We start from the raw sequence: 23,847 nt of genomic DNA, 5'->3' as shown, positions 1-23,847 counted from the left end.
CGGGTCACCGTCCCTGGCTGATGCGGGTGTTGATGCCGGCGATCTCGGCCACGTAGCGCAGCCGCTCGCCGTGTTCGAGGTCGAGGATCTCGTCCAGCGACCAGTGGAAGTGGTAGGCGACGTACGCGACCTCGGAGTAGATGCGGTCGGCCGCGTACGTCACGATTCCCCCAGGCGCCCACCGGCGAGGTCCACGGCGAACCGGTGCCGGCACTCCGGACAGACCACGCTGGCCCGGGTGTGCCCCTCGCTGTTGATCCGCCGGTACATGTCCTGGAGGAACGCCAGGTCCGAGGCGAACAGGTCCTCCACCACGCCCGGGTGCACGTCCACCAGCGTGCCGATCCGGGTGATCACCCGGCTGAGCAGCACCACCGTGAGGTACGGCGGGTTCTCCCGCACCCGGTCGTCGCGCAGCGGCACCAGCTCGTCCCGGGCGGTCGCCAGCCGCATCACCCCGTCCCGGTGCACCGTGCCCGAGCCGTCGACGTAGCCGCGCGGCAGCTCGAACGGGAACTCCGTGCGCAGCGTCTCGCGGCGGGCGGCGACGGCGGGCGGCTCGGCCGGCTCCGAACCGGGCGGCGGGACCAGGGACGACGTACGGCGCATGGGGTTACTCGACCTCCATCGACTCGTACGTCACCACGAGCTTCTCGGTGAGCACGCTGGTGTCGCCGGCCTTGAGCGAGCTGATCTCCAGGCTCTTCGCCCACGCGTTGGTCAGCCGGTACCGCTTGATCGGGAAGCCCTCGTAGTCGAACACGATGATCGCGCCGCCCTTGCGGGCGTCGCTCATCTTGCCGAAGCGGCAGTCCTTGACCCACCGCTCGAAGCTGTTGTCCGCCGTCAGGCCCCGGGTCAACGTGACCTCGCCGGCCTTCGGCGCGCCCGGCGCCTTGCGTACGACGAACTTGCCGTCGGCGGTGTTCGACTTGTACTCGATGACGTCCTGTTCCATCTTGAGGCCGCTGACCTCGGTGATCTGGCGGATGATGATGCTGTCCACCTCTAGGCCGAACGAGTGGCCGACGGCGGAGTCGAAATCGGGGAGCGGCACGACTGCCTCCTGACGCTGCGGGGACTACTCGTTGACCAGGCTGGTGCCGCCGGACATCTGCGCCAGCTGGAAGATGACGAACTCGGCGGGCTTGACCGGGGCCACGCCGATCTGGCAGACCACCTGGCCGGCGTCGATGCCCTCGGCCGGGTTGGTCTCCCGGTCGCACTTGACGTAGAACGCCTCGTCGGGGGTGAGCCCGAACAGCGCGCCCCGCCGCCACTCGTTGACCAGGAACGCGCTGATGGTGCGGCGGATGCGGGCCCAGAGCGCGTCGTCGTTCGGCTCGAACACCACCCACTGGGTGCCGTTGAGGATCGACTCCTCCAGGTAGTTGAACAGCCGCCGCACGTTCAGGTACCGCCACGCCGGGTCCGACGACAGCGTGCGGGCGCCCCACACGAGAATGCCCCGGCCCGGAAACGCGCGGATGCAGTTGACGCCGACCGGGTTGAGCAGCTCCTGCTCCGCGCGGGTGAGCTGCGTCTCCAGGGCCACCGCGCCCCGGATCACCTCGTTGGCGGGAGCCTTGTGCACGCCCCGCGCGCCGTCGCTGCGCGCCCACACCCCGGCCAGGTGGCCCGACGGCGGCATGAACCGGTTGGTGCCGGTCACCGGGTCGAACACCTTGATCCACGGGTAGTACAGCGTGGCGTACTTCGAGTCGTAGCCGGCCTGGTCGGTGCGCCACTCCTTGACCTGCTGCGGGGACAGCCCCGGCGGCGGGTCCAGAATGGCCATCCGGTCGCCCATCAGCTCACAGTGGGCGATCACCGCGGACTGCACGGCCTTTACCGACTCCAGGTCGATCGCGCCGCGCTGGTAGGCCCCCATCAGGTCGGGCACCGCGACCATGGTCACCTCGTCGACCGCCTCCAGGCCGCCGAACCCGGTACGCTCCGCCGCGTCGCCCACGTACTCGTCGGCTGACACGGACTCGGGGGCGCCGCCGGTGGCCGGCGGGGCGGTCAGCGCCACCTCGCCGCCGCGCGGCCGGGCCAGTTGGCCGGTTGGGGCCGCCTCCTCGATGGTGATCAGCTTGGACCGCTCGCGGACCACCGTCACCACGTTGTCCTTGCCGCGCTTGGTGGTCACCGACTCGAACGTCTCGACCACCTGGCCGCCGCGCTTGACGACGAGGTTGAACCGGTCCTCGCCCGCGCCCTCCGGCGGGTCGGCGACCTCGACCGTCAGGTCGTCCGGGGTGCCCTCGGGCAGGGCGCGGGCCACCACCCGGTACGTGCCGAGGATCGCGGTCGGCTCGGGCGCCGCAGGCAGCGCCTCGTCGCTGGCCCGGTCGCCGCCCACCCGCACGATGTACGCGGCCCCGCCGCCCTGCATGAAGTACCCGTACACGGCGTGGCCGAGGTAGCAGTCCGGGGCGAACTCGCCGAAGATCTGCGAGTACTGGCTCCAGTTCGTCACCAGGGTCGGGGTGTTGAACGGCCCCTGCGCGGCGAAGCCGACGAACGCGGCGACCGCCGTGCCGACGCCCTCGATCGGGCGGGAGCCGGACTCCACCTCCTCGACGTACACGCCCGGCGCCAGGTAGTTGGGCATCACGCCTCCTCGTCCCTCGGGGGTCGAGTCGAGCGTCCCGCGTACGAGCGGGGGTTCACACGTCCGGCGGGCCGCTTGATCGGGTATCAGAAGGTGCACTTAAGGGCAGCCAGGTGGCGCTTTGGCCGTGGGAGACAACACCTGCGATGCGCAGGTGCCGGCAGCGCCGCGATAGCGGCTAGGTCGGACGGGGCGGACCAGAACCCTCACCCCCGTAGGCCCGTCGCTATCCCGCCGACCTGTCGTTATATACACGCCACTTCGCAGGGGGTGCGGAAGCGTACTCACGCCGCTACTCTCGGTGAGTTAGTTACTAGCCCTAGGGCGGTTCGATGACGGCGATTCGGCGGTGGAAATCCCGGGGAGTCAGGCCCTTTGGCAGGCATGGCCACCGCCCTCGCCTAGGGGAGGAGGACGACATGCGTCGTTGCCAACTATTCGGGCTTGCGGCCCCAGGGGTCGCTCGGGCAGCCCGTTCCGTGGTGGAGCCCGTTCCGTACGGCGAACGCCAGCCCTTCGCCGTCGCCCCCCTACACGAACTCGCCACAGCCGGCTAAGGGGCCCGAGATGGTTACGCACGCGGAACTGGTGTCGGCATTCGGCTCCCTCTGGGTCGAGACGATGCCGCCGGAGGTCGCCGAGCAACATTTTGCCAACCCCGACGACCGGCGGCTACTGACCGAGGTCGGCATGCCTCAGTCACTCCTGGGCCAGCTGTATTTCGGTAACGTCCGGACCGACTCGCCGCAGACCATCAGCCAGTTCCTCGACACCGGGACTCCGGACATGTTCCCGACAGAGGTCCGGGACGACATCGTGATCGCTGCGGGCATGGGCGGCGTCGCCTGTATGTCGCGGGCGGACAACCGCATTTACTGGTACGAGCCGGGCAGCAGTGAGAGGAAGTTCGGGCTGGTCAATACATCCCTTGAGCGCTTCCTTGAGACGGCGTACCAGCTCCGGCTGAAGTTCAAGGGCCTCGACCTGCTTTACAGCGAGGACGAGGACGAGATGGCGGAAGAGATCGGGGATGCGGTACGCCGCCTGGTAGGGGAGATCCGCGACATCGAGCCGGCGTCCTTCGACAGCCCGGCCATGTTCTGGCAGCACGTGGTGCTCTTCGCGGTGGAGACCCTCGCGTCGCAGGGGTGATTGTGGATTGGTCAGCGGCCTCCGACGTAGCCGTGGTTGACCACCCAGGAGTCGTCCTTCTCGCTCACGCCAGCGTTGTCCACCCTCGCGAGCACCTTGAGCAGCTCGTCGTTCTTCCTCTTCAGCACCTGGAGGAACAGCTTGCGAGCCACCTGGTCCTCCTCGGTCATCGCCTTGTTCTCCTCTTCGGTCAAGGGCCGGTCGACACCAGCTTCCGCTGCGGTGAGTGCCTTGATCGTGATCCCGTGGGCCCGCAGGATCGCCAGACCCGCCATGCCATGGGACTCCATCGGCCTGATCCGGAACCATTCGCGCCGCACGTCGTCGGGTACCGTGACCTTGTCCCACTTCGCGGTCCGGCGCGTGGTCTCCTCGCCCATCGCCTTCTGGGTACGAGGGACGCCGGAGAACATTTTCTTCTTATCGAGTTCCTTGGCCTCCTTGCCCTTCTCGGCGGCCTTCGCCTTCTGGATCTCCTCGAACTCCTGGAAGGTCTGTACGGCCTCCGCGGAGATGAGCTCATCGAAGATCCTCCGGTATCGCTGCTTGATCTCCCCGGTGAAGACCACGGCACCCTCGTATAGCGCGCTGGCCAACACCACCGTGGACAGGTTCTGCGTCCTCGGCCTCAGGTCCCGTTCGACGAAGTCGGCGATGTAGGTGGCGCAGTTGACGCAGGGGCTCCGGTTGATCTCGTAACGCAGCGACATCGACGGGACGGACTGTTTGTCGGTCGGGATGTCCGGCAGGTCCGTGTTCTTGTAGTAGAGCGTCAGGTGCTCTTCTGCGTGTGCGCCCCGCACCTGGTGTGCTTCGCTGTGATCCTTCAGCCGTCGAGAGCTTGCCGCCTTGACCACCGAGACGTCGTCCTTGTCGTAGGCAGTCCACTTGAACACGCCGCGGGCCACCGTCGGCGGGTCCGGCTCCCTCTTCGGCTTCTTGTTCTCCAAGATGTTCTTCAGCTTATCGGCCGTCTCGTTGCTGGTCTTCTTGGCCGTTTCCTGGGCCCTGGTCCAGACCCGTAGTTCCTCCCGGGTCCAGCCCAGCGCGTGCTCGTCTCCTTTGACCCTGGCGGGCAGGTGGATCAGTTCACTCTCGCCCTCCGGGTTGACCTTGGCGGACACGCGGAACTGGTGCTCGCCTGCGCGTTCCATGCGCAGGGATTTCAGGCCCTGTGGCGCGTACTTGCGATGAACCTGCTCCAGGATGCCGTGCATCTCGTCTGGGGTCGCGCCAGCGATCAGCCTGCTTCGGGCCTCGGCAGACGCCGCCTTCGCGGTCTTCGCCTTCTGCTCCGGGGTGCCGCCGTCTTTGCCGGGCTTGTTCTTGTCCTTGCCCTTGAGCTTGGCCCAGAGCTTCCTGCCCAGCGCGACGATCTTCCCGACCACCCAGTCGACGGCCTTCATGACCGGCTTGCTGAGGGCCTTGAAGAACTTCTGGACCTTCTGTGCGATCCCGCCGACGCCCAGCACCGCCGCGAGCACCCCGATGAGCACGGGCACCGACCGCGCCAGGGCCTTCTCGATCAGGGCCGGCACCCCGCCCGTCCCGCCGCCCGCGATCGCGATGATCGCGTCGAGCACGGAGTTGACGAATTCGATGATCTGGGCGCCCTGGGTCACGATGAACGTGACGAAGTCGATGATCATCTTGACCGCGCGGACGAACGCCGAGGCGGGGTTGAGCAGGCTGATGATCCAGGTGATGCCGGCCATCAGCACGGTCGGGATCAGGTACTCGCTGATCTTCGAGAACAGGTTGGCCTTGAGGTCGCCGACCTTGTCCTGGATCTCCTCCCACAGCCCGCCGAGGCCCTGCGCCTGCACCTTCTGCACCAGGGGCACGGACTTCTCGACCGCGCCCATCGCCGGCTCGGGCACCCCGCGCTTGATGATCAGGCCCCGGATCGACGCCCAGGTCAGCCCGAGCAGTGAGCCGATCATCATGACGATGCCGCGCAGGTCGAACTTCGCGGGTAGTTCCAGCCCAGCCCCTGCCATCGCCCCGGTGAGCCAGCCGACCAGGCCCTTCTTCAGGTGCTCGCCGATGTTGGCCATGAACTGCCGCAGCCCCGCCCCGACCGCGGAGACGAGGTTGCCGAGGAAGCCGATCGGGTCCTTGATGATCGCCATGACCGCCTGCGCGGCCTTGGCCAGGACGCCGAGCAGCATGTCCTTGAGCTGCATGATCGTCTTGATGACCCCGGCGACGGCGTCGACGGCCTTGGCCACAAGGCCCTTGTTCTTCTCCTTCTCGGCCGCGATCTCCTCGTCGACCGACTTGAGCGCCTCGTTGTACTTCGACGCGAGGGTCTGCACCAGCTCGGTGCCCTTGCTGTTCACCGACTCGGTCAGCTCGTCGAACTTCCCGGCGAACTCGCCGGCCGCCTCCTTCCCGATCGCCTGGAGATCGGCGGGGAGTTTCTTCACCTCGGCCTGCAACTGGTCCCGGCCGGTGGCGATCCGCTGCTTGGCCCGGGTCAGCTCCGCGCCGATCACGTCGGCGACGCCGGAGATGACCTGCTGCATCCGGTCGACGTAGCCCTTGCGGGCGGTGACGAAGATCTGGTTGGCCTCCTCGGGCAGCCCGGCGAACTTGTCCTTTATCCACCGGCCCTTGCCGAGCAACCCCGAGTACCGCTTGTCCTTGTAGGCGTCCATCAGCCGCGTGTGCTCGGCGGTGAACGCGTCCCGGGCCGCCTTCTCGCCCGTGCTGAACTTCTCGTCGACCTTCTTGTCCAGGCCGGACAGGATCTCCTCGACGTCTTTCTTGGTGGCGTCGAAGACCTTCTGCAGGGTCGCGGTGACCTTCTCCCGCTTCGCCTCGTCGGCGGACTTGGCCTGCTCCTTGCCCGCCCCGACCGACTGCCCCGCCTGCTTGCGGTCCCCGGCGAGGGCGGTCATCGCCGTCGCCCCGGCGGCTCCCGCAGCCGCCTTCGCCCCGGACAGCGTCTGCGCCTCGGCCGCCCGCACCTGGCCCGGGGCGGTGGCCGCGTGCTGCTCGACGGCGTCCTTCTCCTTCAGCGCCCCGGTGAACTCCGGCTCGTTGGACTTCGCGAGCTGCTCCTCGGTGACCTGCGCCTCGGCCATCTGCTGGTCGACCTGCTTCGGCCCGCCGGAGAGGTCGGTCGCCGCCGGCGGCGCCTTGTCCGGTACGGCCTTCGCCGGGTCCGGTGTCCCCGGGGTGGCCGGTGGCTTGTCCGCCACCAGGGGGGTGACCTGCTTGTCCTTGGCCTGGGAGGTGTCCGGTGGGGCCTTCGTGGTGGTCTCGATGGCGTTCGCCGACGCCTTCTTGCCGTCGGTGACCTGACCCTGCACCTGGCCCTTGACCGCGTCGGCCTTGCCCGATTCGCCGAACTTGTCGGCCTCGTCGAGGTTCTTCGGCGCCTGCGCCGCGATCGCCTCGTTGACGGCCCGCACGAACGCGGCCTTGTCGAACTCGCCCGGCTTGGCGGCGTTCATCTTCTCCGCGTTCGCCGCCTTGCCCTGGGCCTCCCGGTCGTCCTGCGGCGCCTTCGCCGCGCCCTGCGCCTTCGACGCCTCCGCAGTCGCGGGCGGGTGCGCGCCGAGCACCTGCTGCTTGCCCCGCACGTCCGCCTTCAGCGCGGCGAACTTCGGGTCGGCCTGCGGCCCGGGGCGGTGCACGGGGCCGGCGTCGGTCGCCAGCCGCTGCACCGGTACGTGGACCGACGGGTCGACAACCTCCGGACCGGTACCACCGGTCGCTGGTGCCGTCGTCGGCTGGACCGTTGCCGAGGAGGACGACGATGTCGAACCCGTCTTCGATGCCCTGCCGCTGGAAGTCGATCGGGCGGTGGTCGCCGATCGACGCGCGGTCGATCCAGCCGCCCTGCGCTGCGCCACCAGGGCGGACACCGCCCGGTTGCCGGCTGCCGCCTGCAACCGCTGAGCCACGGCCGGGCTCAATGGGCGTGCCCCGGTGCCTCGGTGTGTTGCGGTCGTGGCGTCCGAGTCATCAGTCGGCCGGGTCGGTGCAGGCGCTGCCGGGCGTACCGGAGCGCGTTCCGCACCTCGTTCCTCGGCCGGCGCCTTCACGCTGCACCTCCCGGGCCGGGCATGCCACCGTCAGTTCACCGTGAAAACGAGTGTCCGATACTTGGAGTCACTGGTCACTGACCGTGCGGCTTCCTGGGAGTGCCGCGAAAGTTGCCCGATGGGGCAGCGCTTGCGTGGTGGAACCGCGGCGATTCGCGAGGCATGGTCGACGGCCAAAGGCGTGGACGACGTAACCGAAGATCCCTAGCATCGTCGATGCGCTGCGTCATTTCGGGGTTCGCAGGCATACGGGGAGAGGTCTGTCGCTATGGATTGGTCATTAATGGGCCGGAGGTTGGCTACCGCCGTGGTGGCGGTGGTCGGTGCCGGCGGACTCGCCGTCGTGTCGGCCGCTGGAGCAGTCTCCGCGGCTCCCCACCATGAGACTCAGCTACCGATGCAGATCGGCTACACCGACTCCAGCGACGCGCAGGTCGCCTACGAGTGGGAGGGCGACACCAACGCCCCGCTGGGTACCTGGCAGGACGGGGCGAGTCAGCTCCACACGTCTCGGGTCTACGCCACCTTCGACCTGACCGGCTTCACCGCCCGGCGGACGATCGGCGGCAAGCTGTACCTCCGCGAGCAGAGCGCGGCGGAGTGCCCGAGGCGGGCCATCGAGGTCTGGCGTACCGCAGCGGTGACGCAGACGCCGACCTGGGCGGGTGCACCGGCGGAGATCGAGAAGCTGGACGAGGCGGGTGACTCGCCGTACTGCCCGGTCGATCTGGCGTTCGACATCTCGGCGGCGGCCCTCGACGACGCCCGTGAGGACGACGGGCGGATCACCATCGAGCTGCGGGTGTCGGCGCAGTACGAGAGCGACCTCAGCTATGGCCGCCAGCTCAACTGGTACAAGCGGTTGCAGTTGAGCGTCACCTACAACTCGTTGCCGGCGGTTGACGACGACCACCTCTACAACGGCGGCTTCCCGTGTCGGGAGCAGGCCCCCTACCCGGCGCTGCCGGCCCAGCGCGCGACCCTCCAGGCCGTCGGAAACGACGCCGACGACTTGGACAGCCTGCGGCTCGACGTCGGTGCCTGGCCGGTCGGCGACCCGGCGGCACGGGTCGAACTGAGCCAGGAGCACGGTCGGTCCGGCCGGATCATTACGGTCCAGGTGCCGGACACCGCGCTGGTCGACGGGACGACGTACGCCTGGCAGGCCCGGACCTCCGACGGCCTGGACACCTCCGCCTGGTCCCGGACCTGCTACTTCACGGTCGACCGTACGGTGCCGCCGGCTGCCCAGGTGACGTCGGCCAACTATCCGACCTCGGACACCGGCCTGACCCCGCTTGGCGAGCCGGGGGTGTTCACCCTCTCCGGTGGCGGCGACCCCGACGTGGTCGGCTTCGCGTACGCCTGGGAGTCGATTCCCGTGTCCGGGTGCAGCTATGGCGACCTCGGCCAGCTGGTCTGCCCGGACCCGCTGACCGTACCGGGCACCGTGCAGACCGACGTTCCGGGCGGTTCGGCGACGCTGACGCTGAACCCGCCCCGGGACTTCCTCAACACGCTGGTCGTGCGTTCGCTCGACCGGGCGGGCAACCGGTCGGCCGAGACCCGCTACGAGATCCGGGTGCCGGACACCGACCCGACCGTGACGGTGGTGGGCGACCAGCCCGACTGGGGTGACGAGGCGACCGTCCGGATCACGCCGCACGCCGGGGTCGCTCCGGTCACCGAGTACGAATACCTGCTGACCGGGGGCACGAAGCAGACCGTCCCGGCCGGCCCGGACGGCAGCGCCACGGTCACCTTCACCGCCGACGAACCGACGGGTTACCAGCTCACGGTACGCAGCCGCAGCGCGAACGGTTGGGTGTCCTCGGAGGGGTCGTGGTCGTTGCGCTTCAACCACCAGCCGCCGGGCGTCTCCTCCACGGTCTACCCCGGCCTGCAGGCCTCCGGCGGCATCGGTGTGCCGGGGACGTTCGTCTTCTCGCCGCCGTCCAACTGGGACGAGGTGAGCGAGTACCGGTACAAGTTCACCGGTGACTCGGCGTACCAGACGGTGGCGGCGGGCCCGGACGGTACCGCCTCGGTCACCTGGACCCCGCTGTCGAGGGGGATCAAGACCGTCAGCGTGTACGCCGTCCGCCCCGACGGGAAGCAGAGCTACTTCGCGAAGTCGTACGCCTTCCGGGTCGCCTGACGGGCCTGCCCCGATCGGCACGATCGGCGTGACCGGGACGGCCGGCGAGGTCAGGAGGTCGAGGGCTCCTCTTCCTCCTCCTCGCCGGCCTCCTGCCGCTGCACGTACGTCTGCGCCGACTCGTCCTCCTCGGACATCTCCTCGGCGCGCTGCACCTGCGGGTGGTCGTGCCCGTCGTGCTCGACCGCCCGCTGGACGGGGGCGGCGGCCGCCGGGGCGGGGGTGGCCGGAGTGGACATCAACCGGTCGGCGTTGGTGACGGCCTCGCGTTCGAAGCGGTCGGACGGGTCGCTGACCTTCACGCCGCCGCCGTTGTCGGTGCCGTCCACCGGGCCGCTGCGCTGCTGCACGACGTGGGTCAGCTCGTGGGCGAGCATGTGCTGCCCGCCAGGCGATGCCGGGTCGTAGCTGTCGCGCTGGAAGACGATGTTCGACCCGACGGTGTACGCCTGCGCGTTGACCGACTTCGCCGACTCGTGCGCCGCGCCGTCGGTGTGCACCCGGACGTCGCCGAAGTCCTGCCCGCCGAACCGGGCCTCCATGTCGGCCCGCACGTCGGGCGCGAGCGGCGTCCCGCCGCCGGAGTTGACGACGTTGTGCACCGGAGAGCGTTCCGGCTCCAGCAACTCGCCGACGGCCTGGTTGCCGACCGCCCGTTGCAGCCCGAGCAGCCCGGACGCGCCGAGCACGTCGGGCCGGCCGGCGGTGGCGGCGGAGTACGTCAGGTGGTCGGTGTCGCGCTCGGGGCCGGACGGCCGATCACCGGCCGGGCGTACCGACGCCTCGGAGTCGAATTCACGGTGTCCGCGCATGGTTACCCCCTGTGGCCGGGTGTCCCTCGACCGTGCCCCGAGGCCGTTCACTGCGACAGCGTCAGCCGGACCCGACAGAAGGGCAGGTCCCGGTGCCCGAAAGGGCAGGACGGCCGGTCAGAAGCCCGCGGGCGGCAGAGACCGGTCAGCCCACCGCGAGGGGCAGCCAGCGGCCGAACTCGCTCTCCAGGGTCAGCCGGCCGAGCTTGCGGTACTCCCGCCCGACCGCCCCGATCAGCTCGGCCATCCCCACCGGCCGGCCCGCCCCGGCGGCCAGGTACCCGGCGGTCACCGCGGCCGAGCGGATGTGCCCGCCGGCCAGCTCGAACGCCTCGGCCAGGAAGCCCAGGTCCACGTCGGGGGCGCGGGGCACCCGGTCGCCGAGGCAGCGGTCCCACAACGCCTTCCGGGCCGCCTCGTCGGGCACCGGGAAGTCGACCACCACGTCCAGCCGGCGGGTGAACGCCTCGTCCAGGTTGGCCCGCAGGTTCGTGGCGAGCACCGCCAGCCCGTCGAAGGTCTCCATCCGTTGCAGCAGGTACGCGCTCTCGATGTTGGCGTACCGGTCGTGGGCGTCGCGGACCTCCGAGCGCTTGCCGAAGATCGCGTCGGCCTCGTCGAAGAGCAGCACCCCGTTGACCCCGGCCGCCTCGCCGAAGATCCGCTCCAGGTTCTTCTCCGTCTCGCCGACGTACTTGTCCACCACCGTGGCCAGGTTGACCGTGTACAGGTCCAGCCCGAGGCTGCCCGCCACCACCTCGGCGGACATCGTCTTGCCGGTGCCCGAGTCCCCGGCGAACAGCGCGGCCACCCCGTGCCCTCGCCCGCCGCCCGGGCGCATCCGCCACTCGCGCAGCACCCGGTCCCGGTGCCGGGCCCGCCCGGCCAGCTCGTGCAGCAGCGACAGCGTCGCCGGCGGCAGCACCAGGTCGTCCCAGCCGACCTCCGGGACGATCCGCCGGGCCAACCGCTCCAGGCCGGCCGCGTTCTGGGTACGCGCACCCGCGCGCAGGTGCGCCGCGCCGACCGGCTCGTCGGTGGCGGCGGCGAGCTGGACGGCGACCGAGGCGGCCCGCCGGATCGCCGGGGCGCCGAGGACGAAGTGGGCGGTGGCGGCGGCCGGGTCGAGCCCGTCGGCGAGCTGGCCGGGCAGGGCGGCCCGCCACACGGCGGCCCGCTCGGCGGCGCTCAACGGCACCACGTCGACCTGCACCGGTGCGACGGCCGTCCACGCCGGGTCCCAGGGCTGCGTCCCGTACGCCAGCACGGGGACGGTCCCGGCGGTGAGCCGGGACCAGAGCGCCCACGGCTCGCCGCCCCGCACCGGCCCGACGACCAGGCCCGCCCCGGTGAGCAGGGCCTCCCGGACCAGCACGGTGGCCAGCTCCGCCGCCTGCGGGTCGGCCGCGAGCCGGGGCAGGTCGACGGAGAGCGCGCCACGCCCGGCGAAATCGAGGGCGGCCACCGCGAGCGCCAGGGCGCTGCCGCCGGGCTGCTCCCGCAGGTACGCCAGCCGCGCCCCGGCCCGGCCGAGCTGCCTCGCGCCGGGCGGCGGCGGCCCGACCGCGTCCACCGGCTCGGCGAGTCCGGCGAGGGACGGCTCCGGGGCGTCGGCGCCGAGCAGCCAGCCGCCCACCCGGTCGGGCACCCACAGTCCCCGGCTGAGCACCGGCCGGTCGGGGGAGTCCACCCGCAGCAGCGCCACGTCGATCAGCGGCGCCCCGGCGGCGAGCCGGAGCCGGGCCGGCGCGGCGGCCTCGGGCAGCCCGCACAGCCGCAGCGCCAGCCCGACCGAGGGCCGGCGGCGGGTCACGTCGTCGTTGAGGTACCCGTAGAACAGCTCGAACCGGCTGTCCACGTCCGGGGCGAGGGCCACCAACAGCAGCGCCTCGTCCAGCGGGGTCAGCCCCGCCGCCCGGGCCAGCGCCGCCAGCCGGTCCGGGCCGGGCTCCCGCCCGGTTCCGCCGGTCCCGCCCGGGGTCGGCCCAGGCCCGGCCGGCGCCGTCTCCTCGGGCCCAACTGTCGGCCCCGATCCGGCCGACGCCCTTGCCGAGGCGTCGGCCGGATCGCCCGGCCACGGGGCGAAAGGCTCCCGGCCGGCGGCGAGGGCGGCGTCGACCGCCTCGTCGGACAGGTACAGCCCCCGGAACGGGTCGTCGGGCTGCGGGTCGGCCTCCCGGCGGGCCGCCACCGCGGCGCGTACCGCCAGCTCCACCCGCTGGAGGCGGCGCAGCAGTGTCGGCGAGTCCCCGGCCACGGCTCTCAGCCCCCGGCTCGGGCCGGCCGGTGCCCGACCCGGTCCCCGGCGGCGTCGTCGCGGGTGTTGTCGGCGACCTCGGCGACCAGGCCCTCGCGGGCCGGCGGGCCGGCCTCCACCACCCGGCCGCTGTCGACGGGAGTGCTGATCACCACGTCGAGCGAGGGCTTCAGCTCCCCGCCGAGCGCGGTCCACACGTCGGCGAACGCCCGGTCCTCCGGCGGCGGCAGCGCCACGGTCATCGGCACCGGCATGCCGATCGCGGCCACCGAGCCGGTCAGCACCGCCGGGGGCAGCGCGTCGAGGCGCAGGAAGCACAGCAGCAGCGAGGAGAGCAGCCGGTGCTCGTCCTCGGGGCGCTGCGTCCACGCGGTGACCAGGTAGGACAGCTTGACGTAGCGGGGCGGGGCGACCCGGCGGGCCACCTGGCCGCGCTCGTCGTACTCGTTGACCAGGCCCCGGGACCGGCGGCGCAGGTCCTCCCGGATGTCGTAGAGGTAGACGTTGACGGTGGGGGCGTTGCGCCGGGCCGCCCACTCCTTCGTCGGCGCCTCCAGCACGATGTCCACGCCGGACCCGGGCAGGGCCTCGTCGCGGACCAGCCGGCGCAGCGCGTCGTCGATCTCGTGGATCACCAGGTCACCACCTGCCACGGAAGGGCGGGTCTAGCCCGCGCGGCACCACCAGGAACGGCTCGGTGGCGCGCACCGACCCGAAGGCGGGGCCCCTGTCCCGCGCGGCGGCGAGGTCGCGCGGGCCCAGCTCGTCCTTGCGCAGCACCAGCACCTGGGTACGGAAGCTGCCGTCCGCGTCGACGGTCACCGTGTCGGGAGTGGCGGTGATGCCCGGCTGCCAGCGCAGCCGCACCGTCGCCCCGGGCGGGAAGCCGGTGCCCACGGCGGCGGTCACGAACCCGGGCGGCCCGATCGCCGGGTCGACGCGCAGCCGCGGCGCGACCACCTGCACCGGCGCCTGCGCCGTGCGGGTCGCCGACACCTCCCGTACGCTCGCGGTCAGCCGGCCGGCGACCGTCGCGGTGACCGCCGCCTGCGCGGGCAGCACGACTCTGACCACCTGCTGGCCGCCCGGGCCGAGCGTGCCGAGCAGGCAGAGCCGGCGGCCGGCGCCGCAGCGCGGGTCGGCGCTGACCGGCGGCAGCAGCGGGGCGGGCGGGGTGACGTCCAGCCAGACGTTGTCGGCCGGCAGGAGGCTGGCGTTGCGCACGGTGAAGGTGACGGGGACCGGGTCGCCGCCCACGTAGGCCGGCTGGTTGCCGACGGAGACGGTGAGCGCGAGGTCCGGCGCGGGCAGGCGCTGGAACGCCGGCTCCGAGCCGACCTGCCGGACGACCGTCGTCGGCGGGCCGCCCGCGCCGGGCAGCACGACGATGTCCGGCGGCTCCTCGGACCCCTGGAGGGTCACCGCGATCCGCCGGCCGTCCGGGGACCACGCCGGGTCCGCCACCGAACGGCCGTCCCGGTCGCCGGCGGCGAGCGGATGCCGGGCGGCGGAGCCGTCGGGCGCGACCACGCACAGGTCGGCGGGGCGGCTGCTGTCGGCGAACGCGATCGCGGTCCCGTCCGGGGACCAGGCCGGCGACCGGTCCGTCTCGCGGGCCGGGCAGCCGTCGCCGATCCGGGCGCTGAGGTCGGTCTGGTCGGTGACGGTCAGGGTGCCGGTGAGGCCGCCGTCGAGCCGGGCGAGCCAGATCCGGGTGCCGGTGAGCTGCGGGTCGGACACGATGATCAGTGCCGTGTCGGCGCCGGTGCGGCCGGCCCGGTCGGTGGCCCGGCAGGTCACCACGGTCTGTCCGATCGGGAACCGCGAGCCCGACGGCGGCTCGCAGCGCACGGGCAGCGGCCGGCCCGCCGCGTCCACGGCCGTGGCCTGGTAGGTCACCTGGGCGCCGGTCGGCCCGGTCGGGGCGACCTGCACGTCGTCTACCCGGACCAGCGGCAGGCCGGGCTGCGTGACCCGGACGATCAGCTCCTGCACGGCGTCGGACCCGGCCTCCGGCGGGTCGAGGTCGAAGCGCAGCGTGCAGCGCAGCACGGAACCCGGGACCGCCCCGGGCGAGACGGAGACGGTCTCGGTGAACCGGGCCGGCGTGCCGGCGTCCACCCGGGCCGGGTCCGGGTCGAAGGCGACGGAGAGACCGTCGTCGCAGGTGGCGCTCGGCCTGACGGTGACCTTCAGCTTCCCGATGGCCTCGATGATGGCCGTGATCATCTGCCCCGGGTCGCTGTTGGCCGTGAGCAGCCCGCCGGTGGCCTCGGTCAGCCGGCCGGCCGCGCCGTCGTAGTTCAGCCCGCGCTCGAAGTCCGCGCCGGCGATGGGCACGCCGATCAGCGCGATCCCGGCGGCCTGGAGGGCGCGGGTGAGGTCGCCCTCGTCGATCGTGCCCTCCGCGGGCGGCAGGAGGGTCTTGTCCACGCTGTCGGTGTCGCTGATCAGCACGACGATCCGGCTGCTGTCCGGCCGGAACCCGATCCGGTCGTTGCCGGCGAGCTGCCGCAGCGCGTAGAACCAGTTCTCCGTGCCGTACGGGCTCTGCGCGGTGAGCCGCCGCACGGCGGCGTCCACGGCCGCGTCGTCGGCGGTCACCGGCTGGCGGGGCAGGTACATGTCCGGGTCGTACTCCCCCTCGCTGCCGCGCCCGCTGAACGTGGCCAGGCCGAACCGGGCGTCCGGCTGGCTCGCCCGCACGCTGTCGACCACCTCGGGCAGCCGGTCCTTGAGCTGGTCGATCACGCTTGCCCCGCCCTCCCCGGGCTGGGACATCGAGGCGGTGTCGTCGACGAGGAAGACGATGTCCGGTCGGGGCGGGATCGGCGGGGTGGGCAGCGACTGCTGCACGGTGAACGAGGTGCCCGGCAGCGCCGGCCGGTCCACCCGCGGCACCGCCAGGTCGCTGCGCCGGGGGGTGGCCAGCCGGGAGAACGCGAGCCGCCGGCCGTCCGGCGACCAGGCCGGCTCGGTGTCGCGGCCGATCAGGTGCGGGGGCATCGGCACCTCGGCGAGCAGCCGCCCGTCGGCGACCGCGACGACCAGGATCCGCGAGGGTTCGTCGGTGTCCGACGGCTGCCGGGTGAACGCGACCGCCTCGCCGGTCGGGGACCAGGTCGGGTCGGTGTCCCGGTCCTCCTCGGCGGTGCCCGGCGGGGCGAGGGCGCGCGGGTCGGCGCCCGAGGCGTCGGCGACGACGATCCGGGCCCCGCCGCCGGGCTGGTCGGCGCTGTAGGCGAGCCGGGTGCCGTCGGGACTGAACGCCGGCCCGGTCTCCGACAGGCCGGGCCGGGCGGTGTGGTCGCGGCGGTCCCCGCCGGTGGCGTCGGCGGTCCACACGTCGCTGGTGTCGGCCCGCTCGGTGGCCGTCCAGATCAGGTCGCCACCCCGCCAGGCGGGCTCGTGCTCGGGCAGCGGACCGGCGGCGACCGGGGTCACCCGGCCGGCCCGGGCGACGTACACGTCCCCGGCGGGGTCGTCGCGGGCGGAGGTGAAGGCGATCCGCGCGCCGTCGGGGGACCAGGCCGGCTCAGCGGCGTCCCGGGGGCCCGGCACCGCGCGGGTCACCGGGCCGCCGCCGGGGGCCACGGTGGCCACCGTCCGGAAGCCCGGGGCGCCCGCCGGCGCGAACCGGGTGGTGGTGAAGGCGATCCGCGCGCCGTCCGGGGACCAGGCGGGCTGCCCCTCGGCGGCCGGGCCGTCGGTCACCCGGACCGCGGCACCGCCCCCGGCCGGCAGCACCCAGACGTCCCCGGCGGGGTCGGCCCGGGTGCTGCCGAAGGCGATCCGGACCCCGTCCGGCGACCAGGTCGGCCAACTGTCCTCGGCCGGGTGGTCGGTGAGCCGGCGCAGCCCGGAACCGTCGACCCGGACCACCCAGATGTCGGCGTTGCCGGCCCGGTCGCTGGTGAACGCGACCTGCCGGCCGTCGGGGGACAGGGCGGGGTGGGCGACCGTGCCCGGGCCGCCGACCAGCCGCACCGGCGACCCGCCCGGGCGGCGCAGGTAGAGCCCGCCGCCCCGGTCGGCGCCGCCGGGGGCGGCCCGCCGCCCGACCCAGACCAGCTCGCCGGCGCGCGCGTCGACGTCCTGCTCGGCGTCGCCGCGCTCGCCCCCGGACAGCAGCGGACGGGGCTCGGCGCTGCCGGCCACGCTCACCACCAGGGTCGGGCGCTCCTCGCTGCGGTAGCCCAGCCGGTAGCCCACCTCGGCGGCCGGCGGGGCCGGCGCCGGTGCGGGCGGCGTGGGCGCGGGCGGCGCGGGTGGCGCGGGCGCGGCGAACGCCGGCCCGGCCACCAACCCGAGCACCATGACTCCCCAGCGGCGGTTGCCCCAGCGCACGACACCTCCCCGTGGTCACCCCTGTCCCCACCGTGGCCACCCCCGGCGGGGCGGGTAGCGGCGGTCGGTGCCGGTCTGTGGGCAGCACGGCCTGCCCGATGGGGCAGCGCGGCTCAGATCAGGCCGTTGCGCAGCGCGTACGCCACCGCGTGGCAGCGGTTGCGCAGGTGCAGCCGGTTCGTCACGTCGTGCAGGATGTTCTTGATCGTCCGCTGCGAGTAGGACAGCTTCGCGGCGATCTCGGCGGTGTCGAAGCCGTCGGCGACCAGGCGCAGCACCTCCACCTCCCGGTCGGCCAGCCCCGAGAAGGTCAGCCCGCGCGGCCCGAGCACCTCCCGTTGCAGCGCCCCGACCTGCTGGAGCAGCCGGCCGAGCAGGTCCGGCGGGACGGCGCCCTCGCCCGCCGCGGCGGCCCGGACCACCGCGACGAGGCGGTCCGCGCTGGCCTCCGACCGGCGGACGATCCCCGCCACACCGTGCTCCACCGCGGCGACCAGCCCGGCGTCGTCGACCTGGGTCACCACCAGCACCAGTGCGGGCGTGCCCCGGCTGCGCGTCGCGCGCAGGGTCCGCAGGGACGATTCGTCGATGCCGTCGGTGATGATCACCGCCACCTCGGCCCGGTCGGCCTCGGCCTCGTCGAGCAGCAGCACCTCCGGACGGGGCCGAAGCTGACTGACCACGCCGGCGCGCGAGATGACGTCGGTGGAGGACAGGTGGACTGGTACGCGTCGCATGAGCACCCCCGAGTGCGCTCGGTCGGACGATCGGTGACGCCGAGTATCGCCCCCGGCACCAATCGTGCAGTCAACGTGGGCTCAACGGCCCTCCCGCGTTGCCCCAAGGTCTTCCTCCACGGCGGATTGAGCGGGCGGGCACGCACCTAGAGTCGCGCCATGACCACCGACGCGAACCTGGACACCGACCTCGTCGAGGTCAGCCCGGGCAGCGAGGCGAGCTGCCGGCTGGAGGTCCGCAACACCGGCCCGATCGTCGAGTCGTACGTGCTGGAGCTGCTGGGCGACGCCGCCGGGTGGGCCCACGCCGAGCCGGACACCATCTCGGTCTACCCGGGCTCGGCCGAGACGGTCGCGATCCGCTTCCAGCCACCCCGGTCGCCGCAGGTGGTGGCCGGTGAACGGCCCTTCGCCGTGCGGGTCACCCCGGCCGAGAACCCGGACGGCCAGGTCGTTCCGGAGGCCACGGTGCGGGTGCTGCCGTTCGCCGAGATCGCCCCCGAGATCCTGCCGCGCACCTCGCGGGGGCGCTGGGGTGGCCGGCACGAGCTGTCGGTGTCAAACCTGGGCAACACGCCGCTCGGGCTGGCGTTGGCCGGCAGCGATCCGGACAACCGGCTGCGCGTCGCGGTCCGCCCCTCGCAGCTCGCGGTGGCCCCCGGCGAGGCGGCCTTCGTCCAGGTCCGGGTCCGCGCGCGCCGGCTGCGGTGGCGGGGCCATCCGGTGACGCTGCCCTTCCAGGTCGCGGTCGCCTCGGAGGAGACGCCCCCGGCCGCCCTGGACGCGGCGACCGTGCAGGAGCCGCTGCTGCCGCAGGGGGTGGGTCGGATCCTCGCCGCGCTGGTGGTCCTGGCGCTGCTCGGCGCGGGCCTGTGGTACGCGCTGCTGCGGCCCACGGTGAAGTCCCTGGCCGAGGAGGTCGCGCAGGAGCAGGTGGCCCCGGTGGCGCAGCAGGCCAGCGCCGCTGACAGCCGGGCCCAGCAGGCCGACGACAAGGCCCAGCGGGCGCTCGGCGGCGCGTCCGCCAGCCCACGGCCGTCGGGGCCGACCCCGAGCAACCCGCCGCTGCCGCCGTCGCCCAGCGCGACCGCGCCCGTGCCGGGCATCCCGGCGGGCGGGCAGTCGTTCAGCCGTCGGCTCTCGGTCACCGCCGCGGGCGGCGCCACCCGCACCGACCAGTACACCGTGGCGTCCCGGCGGGTCTTCGTGCTGACCGACATCTTCCTGCAGAACCCGCAGGGCGACGAGGGGCGGCTGGAACTGGTGGTGGACGGGACGACGGTGCTCACCGTGGCGCTGAACAATTTCCGCGACCTCGACTACCACATGGTGTCGCCGATCGAGGTCCGCGCCGGCCGGGTGATCAGCCTGCGGGCCACCTGCCGGAAGGCGGGCAGCACGCTCGACGGCGCCGGGGGCGGCGGTGGCCAGTGCCGCGACTTCGCCCTGCTCAACGGCTACACCCGCCCCGCCGGCTGACGACACCGGGTCGACCGGCGCGCCACCGGTCCGCCAGCGGGCAGGTGGCGGACTTCGACCCGGCTTCGGGACGCGTCGGCTAGCGTCGCGGCATGGAGCAGATGCTGGTCACCGGCGGTGCGGGGTTCATCGGTGCCAACTTCGTCCACCGGGTGTTGGCCGTCCGGCCGGATCTGCGGCTGACCGTCCTCGATGCGCTCAGCTACGCCGGTAACCGGGGCAACCTCGCCGAGGTGGCCGACCGGATCACCTTCGTCCGTGGCGACGTCTGCGACGGCGACCTGGTCGACGCCCTCGTCCGGGACTGCGACACGGTGGTCCACTTCGCCGCCGAGTCCCATGTGGACAACTCCCTCCAGGACCCCACCCCGTTCCTGCGGACCAACGTCGAGGGCACTTTCGTGCTGCTCGAGGCGGTCCGCCGGCACGACCGGCGGCTGCACCACGTCTCCACCGACGAGGTGTTCGGCAGCCTGCCGCTGCACGGCGGCGGGGCGTTCACCGAGGAGACCCGGTACGACCCGTCGAGCCCGTACTCGGCCACCAAGGCGGCCTCGGACCTGCTGGTCCGGGCCTGGACCCGGTCGTACGGGGTCCGGGCGACGCTGTCGAACTGCGCGAACAACTACGGGCCGTACCAGAACGTGGAGAAGTTCCTGCCCCGGCAGATCACCAACGTGCTGCTCGGGCAGCGGCCGAAGCTCTACGGCACCGGCGAGAACGTGCGGGAGTGGACCCACGTCGACGACCACAACGACGCGGTGCTGGCGATCCTCGACGCCGGCAAGGTCGGCGAGACGTACCTGATCGGCTCCGGCGCGCAGTGGAGCAACCGGGCCCTGGTGGAGCTGACCCTGACGCTGCTCGGCCGGCCCGCCGACGACTTCGACAGCGTGCCGGACCGCCCCGCCCACGACCTGCGCTACGCCTGCGACAGCGGGAAGATCCGCCGGGAGCTGGGCTGGCGGCCCCGCTGGGCGGAACTGCCCGACGGGCTGGCCGCCACCATCGACTGGTACCGGCGCAACGAGTGGTGGTGGGGGCCGCAGAAGGCCGGCACCGAGGCCCGCTACGCGGCCATCGGGCGCTAGCCGGCCGACGGCCCCGGCCGGCCTCGATCGCCCGGTTCTGCCGGGGAGCCAGGACTGACCTCAGCGCAACGACCGATCGCGTCGACCCCGCAGGCCGATCGCGCCACCGACGCGCTGCGCGAGGCGGGCGAGGGCGACGGCCCGGCCGAGGTGAGGAGCTGGCGCAACCGGTGGACCATCGGCAGCGACGTCCAGGTACGGTACGGCCGGGACGACCGCTGGTACCCGTTCCGGAAGCGGTCGGGGCAATGGAGGCCGGCGGGGCCACCCGGCCCGGACCCGGCGGACGCCCTGCTCGACCTGCCCCGGGGCTGACGATCGGTGACGAGAACGGGCGCGGCCCGACGAGGAAAGGGACAGGCGGACGCGTCCGCGCCGGTCAGGCCGGGAGTACGCGTTCGAGTTCGGCCTCCAGCGGGTGCCCGAAGGCGTCGCGGTGGTCGTCGCCGAGCGGTCGGCCGAGGCTGCGGGTGCACCCCGTCGCGCAGCGCCTGGGCGTGCCGCGCCGCCGAACCGACCGGTACACCGTGGCGTCCCGGCGGGGCACCGCCCGGTCGGATACCGGACATGGTGCGGCCCACCCCCCGGCTGCTCTGCCATCCTGGATCTTCTCTCCGGTGTCCATCCGCGCCGGCCAGGCCCGGGCCGGCGAGCTGGAGGTGGCGCGGGCGGGGCGGACGGGGGCGCGGATGACCGTAGGTGTGGAAGTCGGCCGCAGGGCCGAGGCGTCGACCGCGACGCTGACCGGGAGCGCGGCCCAGCCGGACCGGGGCGGCCCGGCGCGCTGGCGGGACCCGCTCCGGACGACCCCCGCGCGGATCGTGGTCCACGGGCTCCTCCTCGCGGCCCTGCTCGTCGCCACGGCCGTGGTCGCGCTGCGCGCGGGCGGGCCGGCGACCACGCTGGGCGAACGGTCCGCCGCGACCGCCGCGCGGACCGGCACGAGCGCCCGCCAGATCTACGTCGGCCTGGCCGACGCCGACGTCGCCGCCAGCGCCGTCTTCCTGCTGCCACCCGGCGCGGACCGGATGGCCGGGCTGAAGGCCGACTACCAGCGGAAGATCCACGAGGTCGAGCACGCGCTGAACGCCTCGATGGGCGCGGCGGTCGACGACCCGGACCGGCTCGCGAAGCTGGCCACGATCGCCGCCCGGTTGCAGGTCTACCAGCGCATCATCTCCGACGCGCTGGCGGTGGCCGAGGCCCGGGGAACGGTCGCCAGCCAGGGGGTGCTCGCCTCCGCGTACGCGCGGGAGGCGTCCTACTACCTGTCCACCCAACTGCTGACCGCCGCCCAGACCCTGTGGGACTACGACACCAGGCTGCTGCGGGAGGCCCGGGTCGACGCCCGGTGGTGGGCGGCAGCCTCCCTGCTGATGCCGTTGCTGACCCTGGCGGCGCTCGGGGCCGTCCAGTGGTGGCTGTGGCGGCGCACCCGCCGCCGGCTCAACGCCGGCCTGCTCGTCGCCTCGGCGGGCGTCGCGGCCGTCCTGGCCCTGGCCGTCGCCTCGTGGTCGCACTGGCCGGCGGCCGACAGCCGGTTCCCCGAGCTGGAGCGGGCCGTGGCCGAGCAGAGCGCCACCCAACAGCGGCTCGGCACCCTGCTGGCCGGCCGCGCGGACGTCTACCTCGGGCTCGGCGCCAGCGTCGACCCGGTGGGCCACCACGAGGACTTCGACGGCCGGAAGCTCTGCGACGTCCCGGACGGGGTGGACTGCGCCACCCTGACCGACGTGTGGACCGCCCGGCAGAGCCAGGAGCCGGACGCGTTCCGCCGGGCCATGGACGCGGTGCTGGACGCCGGGCCGGCCGGGAGGTCGTTCGACGCGGCGACCGCCACCCTCACCGCCCGGCTCGACGAGGGCGACAAGGTGGTCGCCGGGTACGTCGACCGCCTGCCGGCGACGCCGCGCCAGTTCGGCGGGCTCGCCGCGTGGGTCACGTTGCTCGCCGGCGCCGCGGTCGTCGGCGGGTTGCGGCAACGCCTGGCCGAGTACCGGTGAGACGGGCGGGGGAACCGATGACGACACAGGTGACGACACGATCGGCGGCCCGCCGCGGCGGCGGGCCGGTGGCCGCCCGGGCCGCGCGGGCCGGCGTCCTGCTGCTGGCGGTGGCGGCGTGCACGGCGGTTCCGCCGGACTCCACCACCGTCCCCGCCGCGGCGCCCTCGGGCGTGCAGCAGATCGCCGCCGGTGGTGAGCCGGCCAACGCCATCTGCACGGTGCGCAGCAGCTTCGCCCCGAGCAGCACCCCGCCGCGGGCGATCCTCGGCCGGGCGCCGGGGCAGGGCCTGGTCGCGGGCGTCGACCCGTCGGACGCCACGATGAGCCACTGGAACGCCGTGACGCAGCAGTTCGAGGGCTTCAACATCGACCTGCTGCTGGCGGTGGTCCGGGCCATCTGGCCGGGGGAGGAGCCGCGCAAGCGGCTCACCTTCAAGGTGGTGCCGCCCGGGCAGGGCGCCTTCGAGATGCTGGCGCCGGACCACCCGGACCGGGTCGACGTCATCGCCACCTCGCTGACGGCGAGCTGCGAGCGGGCGAAGCAGGTCGTCTTCTCCAACGACTACCTCGACTCGGGGCAGACGGCGCTGGTCCGGCGTGTCGACGGGCGGCCGGACGGGCCCCCGGAGTACACGGGCATCGAGCAGCTCGGCGGCCGTCGGGTCTGCGCGGCGGCGCGGACCACCTCACTCGCGGCGATCGCCAGCTACCGCACGGCCGACGGCGCGCACCCGGTGCCGGTGCAGGCCGCCCACGCGATCGACTGCCTGGTCATGCTGCGCCAGGGCCAGGTCGACGCGGTCAGCACGGACGAGAACATCCTGATCGGCTTCACCCGGATGGCACCCGACACCGTGTTGGTCACCGAGTCGCCCCGGGACAACGCCCCGTTCTGCCGCTACCACGACGGCAGGCGGCCGTGCACCTGGTTCACCGACGAGCCGCACGCCTTCGCGTTCGCCCGGGACAACCCGGACAGCGTCGAGCTGGCCCGGTTCGTCAACCACGTCCTGGAGTCCACCCGCGCCTCCGGGGCGTGGTCGGCGGCGCACCAGCAGTGGCTCGCCGACCACCCCGACCGGGGGCAGCCGACACCGGGCCCGCCGGTCACGTCGTGGCCGCCCGGCTGAGGGGCG

General features: G+C 73.2%; 16 protein-coding genes. 6 read left to right on the top strand and 10 right to left on the bottom strand.

The genetic code is table 11. The annotated features are described in order from the left end of the window. Positions 1 to 4 precede the first annotated feature (4 nt). From OOK41_RS25085 to OOK41_RS25070, 4 genes are read right to left on the bottom strand one after another with little or no spacing between them, the layout of a single operon-like run. Positions 5 to 163: a DUF6760 family protein gene (locus tag OOK41_RS25085; RefSeq protein ID WP_117672066.1), complete on the bottom strand. Its 159-nt coding sequence runs from the start codon at positions 161 to 163 to the stop codon at positions 5 to 7. Beyond that, the gene (locus tag OOK41_RS25080) at positions 160 to 609 is read right to left on the bottom strand and encodes a hypothetical protein (protein ID WP_117672068.1); all 450 of its coding nucleotides are present in this window, start codon (positions 607 to 609) and stop codon (positions 160 to 162) included. Before OOK41_RS25080 ends, OOK41_RS25085 begins: the two co-directional genes overlap by 4 nt. Positions 610 to 613: 4 nt before the next feature. Then, entirely contained in the window at positions 614 to 1,057 is a 444-nt protein-coding gene (locus OOK41_RS25075) for a phage tail protein (RefSeq protein WP_117672070.1), read from the bottom strand. A 24-nt stretch (positions 1,058 to 1,081) separates the two neighbouring features. Further along, positions 1,082 to 2,617 (bottom strand): phage tail sheath subtilisin-like domain-containing protein, encoded by a 1,536-nt coding sequence (locus OOK41_RS25070; protein WP_266266930.1) that lies wholly within the window; start codon positions 2,615 to 2,617, stop codon positions 1,082 to 1,084. A gap of 567 nt (positions 2,618 to 3,184) precedes the next feature. Between OOK41_RS25070 and OOK41_RS25065 the strand changes: the two genes are divergently transcribed. After that, complete coding sequence (locus OOK41_RS25065; protein WP_266266929.1) at positions 3,185 to 3,769, top strand: SUKH-4 family immunity protein; 585 nt, start codon at positions 3,185 to 3,187, stop codon at positions 3,767 to 3,769. Positions 3,770 to 3,780: 11 nt separating this feature from the next. Here the strand turns inward: OOK41_RS25065 and OOK41_RS25060 are convergent, their stop codons facing one another. Further along, a complete protein-coding gene (locus OOK41_RS25060) occupies positions 3,781 to 7,443 on the bottom strand; it encodes a hypothetical protein (protein WP_266266928.1) in 3,663 nt (1,220 codons plus the stop codon). A 778-nt stretch (positions 7,444 to 8,221) separates the two neighbouring features. On the opposite strand from OOK41_RS25060, the gene OOK41_RS25055 reads away from it, so the two are divergent. Beyond that, the gene (locus OOK41_RS25055) at positions 8,222 to 9,982 is read left to right on the top strand and encodes a hypothetical protein (protein WP_266266927.1); all 1,761 of its coding nucleotides are present in this window, start codon (positions 8,222 to 8,224) and stop codon (positions 9,980 to 9,982) included. 50 nt (positions 9,983 to 10,032) lie between these two features. On the opposite strand, the gene OOK41_RS25050 is transcribed toward OOK41_RS25055, so the two are convergent. The 5 genes from OOK41_RS25050 to OOK41_RS25030 all read right to left on the bottom strand — a co-directional run bounded on the left by OOK41_RS25050 (position 10,033) and on the right by OOK41_RS25030 (position 18,135). Beyond that, complete coding sequence (locus OOK41_RS25050; RefSeq protein ID WP_266266926.1) at positions 10,033 to 10,794, bottom strand: DUF4157 domain-containing protein; 762 nt, start codon at positions 10,792 to 10,794, stop codon at positions 10,033 to 10,035. Between the two features lie 145 nt (positions 10,795 to 10,939). Next, positions 10,940 to 13,051: an ATP-binding protein gene (locus tag OOK41_RS25045; RefSeq protein ID WP_266266925.1), complete on the bottom strand. Its 2,112-nt coding sequence runs from the start codon at positions 13,049 to 13,051 to the stop codon at positions 10,940 to 10,942. Between the two features lie 5 nt (positions 13,052 to 13,056). Then, complete coding sequence (locus OOK41_RS25040) at positions 13,057 to 13,704, bottom strand: DUF4255 domain-containing protein (protein WP_266266924.1); 648 nt, start codon at positions 13,702 to 13,704, stop codon at positions 13,057 to 13,059. Further along, positions 13,691 to 17,398 (bottom strand): VWA domain-containing protein, encoded by a 3,708-nt coding sequence (locus OOK41_RS25035; RefSeq protein ID WP_266266923.1) that lies wholly within the window; start codon positions 17,396 to 17,398, stop codon positions 13,691 to 13,693. The genes OOK41_RS25040 and OOK41_RS25035 overlap by 14 nt, the downstream gene beginning before the upstream one ends. Before the next feature lie 113 nt (positions 17,399 to 17,511). Beyond that, positions 17,512 to 18,135: a response regulator transcription factor gene (locus tag OOK41_RS25030; RefSeq protein ID WP_117672083.1), complete on the bottom strand. Its 624-nt coding sequence runs from the start codon at positions 18,133 to 18,135 to the stop codon at positions 17,512 to 17,514. Between the two features lie 159 nt (positions 18,136 to 18,294). Here OOK41_RS25030 and OOK41_RS25025 point away from each other — a divergent pair, with 159 nt between their 5' ends. The 4 genes from OOK41_RS25025 to OOK41_RS25010 all read left to right on the top strand — a co-directional run bounded on the left by OOK41_RS25025 (position 18,295) and on the right by OOK41_RS25010 (position 23,841). After that, positions 18,295 to 19,614, top strand: coding sequence for a hypothetical protein (locus OOK41_RS25025; protein ID WP_266266922.1), 1,320 nt, complete (start codon positions 18,295 to 18,297; stop codon positions 19,612 to 19,614). A gap of 92 nt (positions 19,615 to 19,706) precedes the next feature. Continuing rightward, positions 19,707 to 20,705 (top strand): dTDP-glucose 4,6-dehydratase, encoded by a 999-nt coding sequence (rfbB, locus tag OOK41_RS25020; RefSeq protein ID WP_266266921.1) that lies wholly within the window; start codon positions 19,707 to 19,709, stop codon positions 20,703 to 20,705. A gap of 617 nt (positions 20,706 to 21,322) precedes the next feature. Continuing rightward, positions 21,323 to 22,708 carry a hypothetical protein gene (locus tag OOK41_RS25015; RefSeq protein WP_266266920.1) on the top strand — a complete coding sequence of 462 codons (1,386 nt, stop codon included), beginning with the start codon at positions 21,323 to 21,325 and terminating at the stop codon, positions 22,706 to 22,708. 29 nt (positions 22,709 to 22,737) lie between these two features. Further along, positions 22,738 to 23,841 carry a transporter substrate-binding domain-containing protein gene (locus OOK41_RS25010; protein WP_266266918.1) on the top strand — a complete coding sequence of 368 codons (1,104 nt, stop codon included), beginning with the start codon at positions 22,738 to 22,740 and terminating at the stop codon, positions 23,839 to 23,841. Positions 23,842 to 23,847: the final 6 nt, after the last annotated feature.

The sequence above is a fragment of the Micromonospora sp. NBC_01655 genome (genome assembly GCF_026339755.1).
Lineage (GTDB): Bacteria > Actinomycetota > Actinomycetes > Mycobacteriales > Micromonosporaceae > Micromonospora.
Note: the sequence above shows the minus strand (reverse complement) of the source record. Positions and strands in the feature narration are given on the sequence as shown.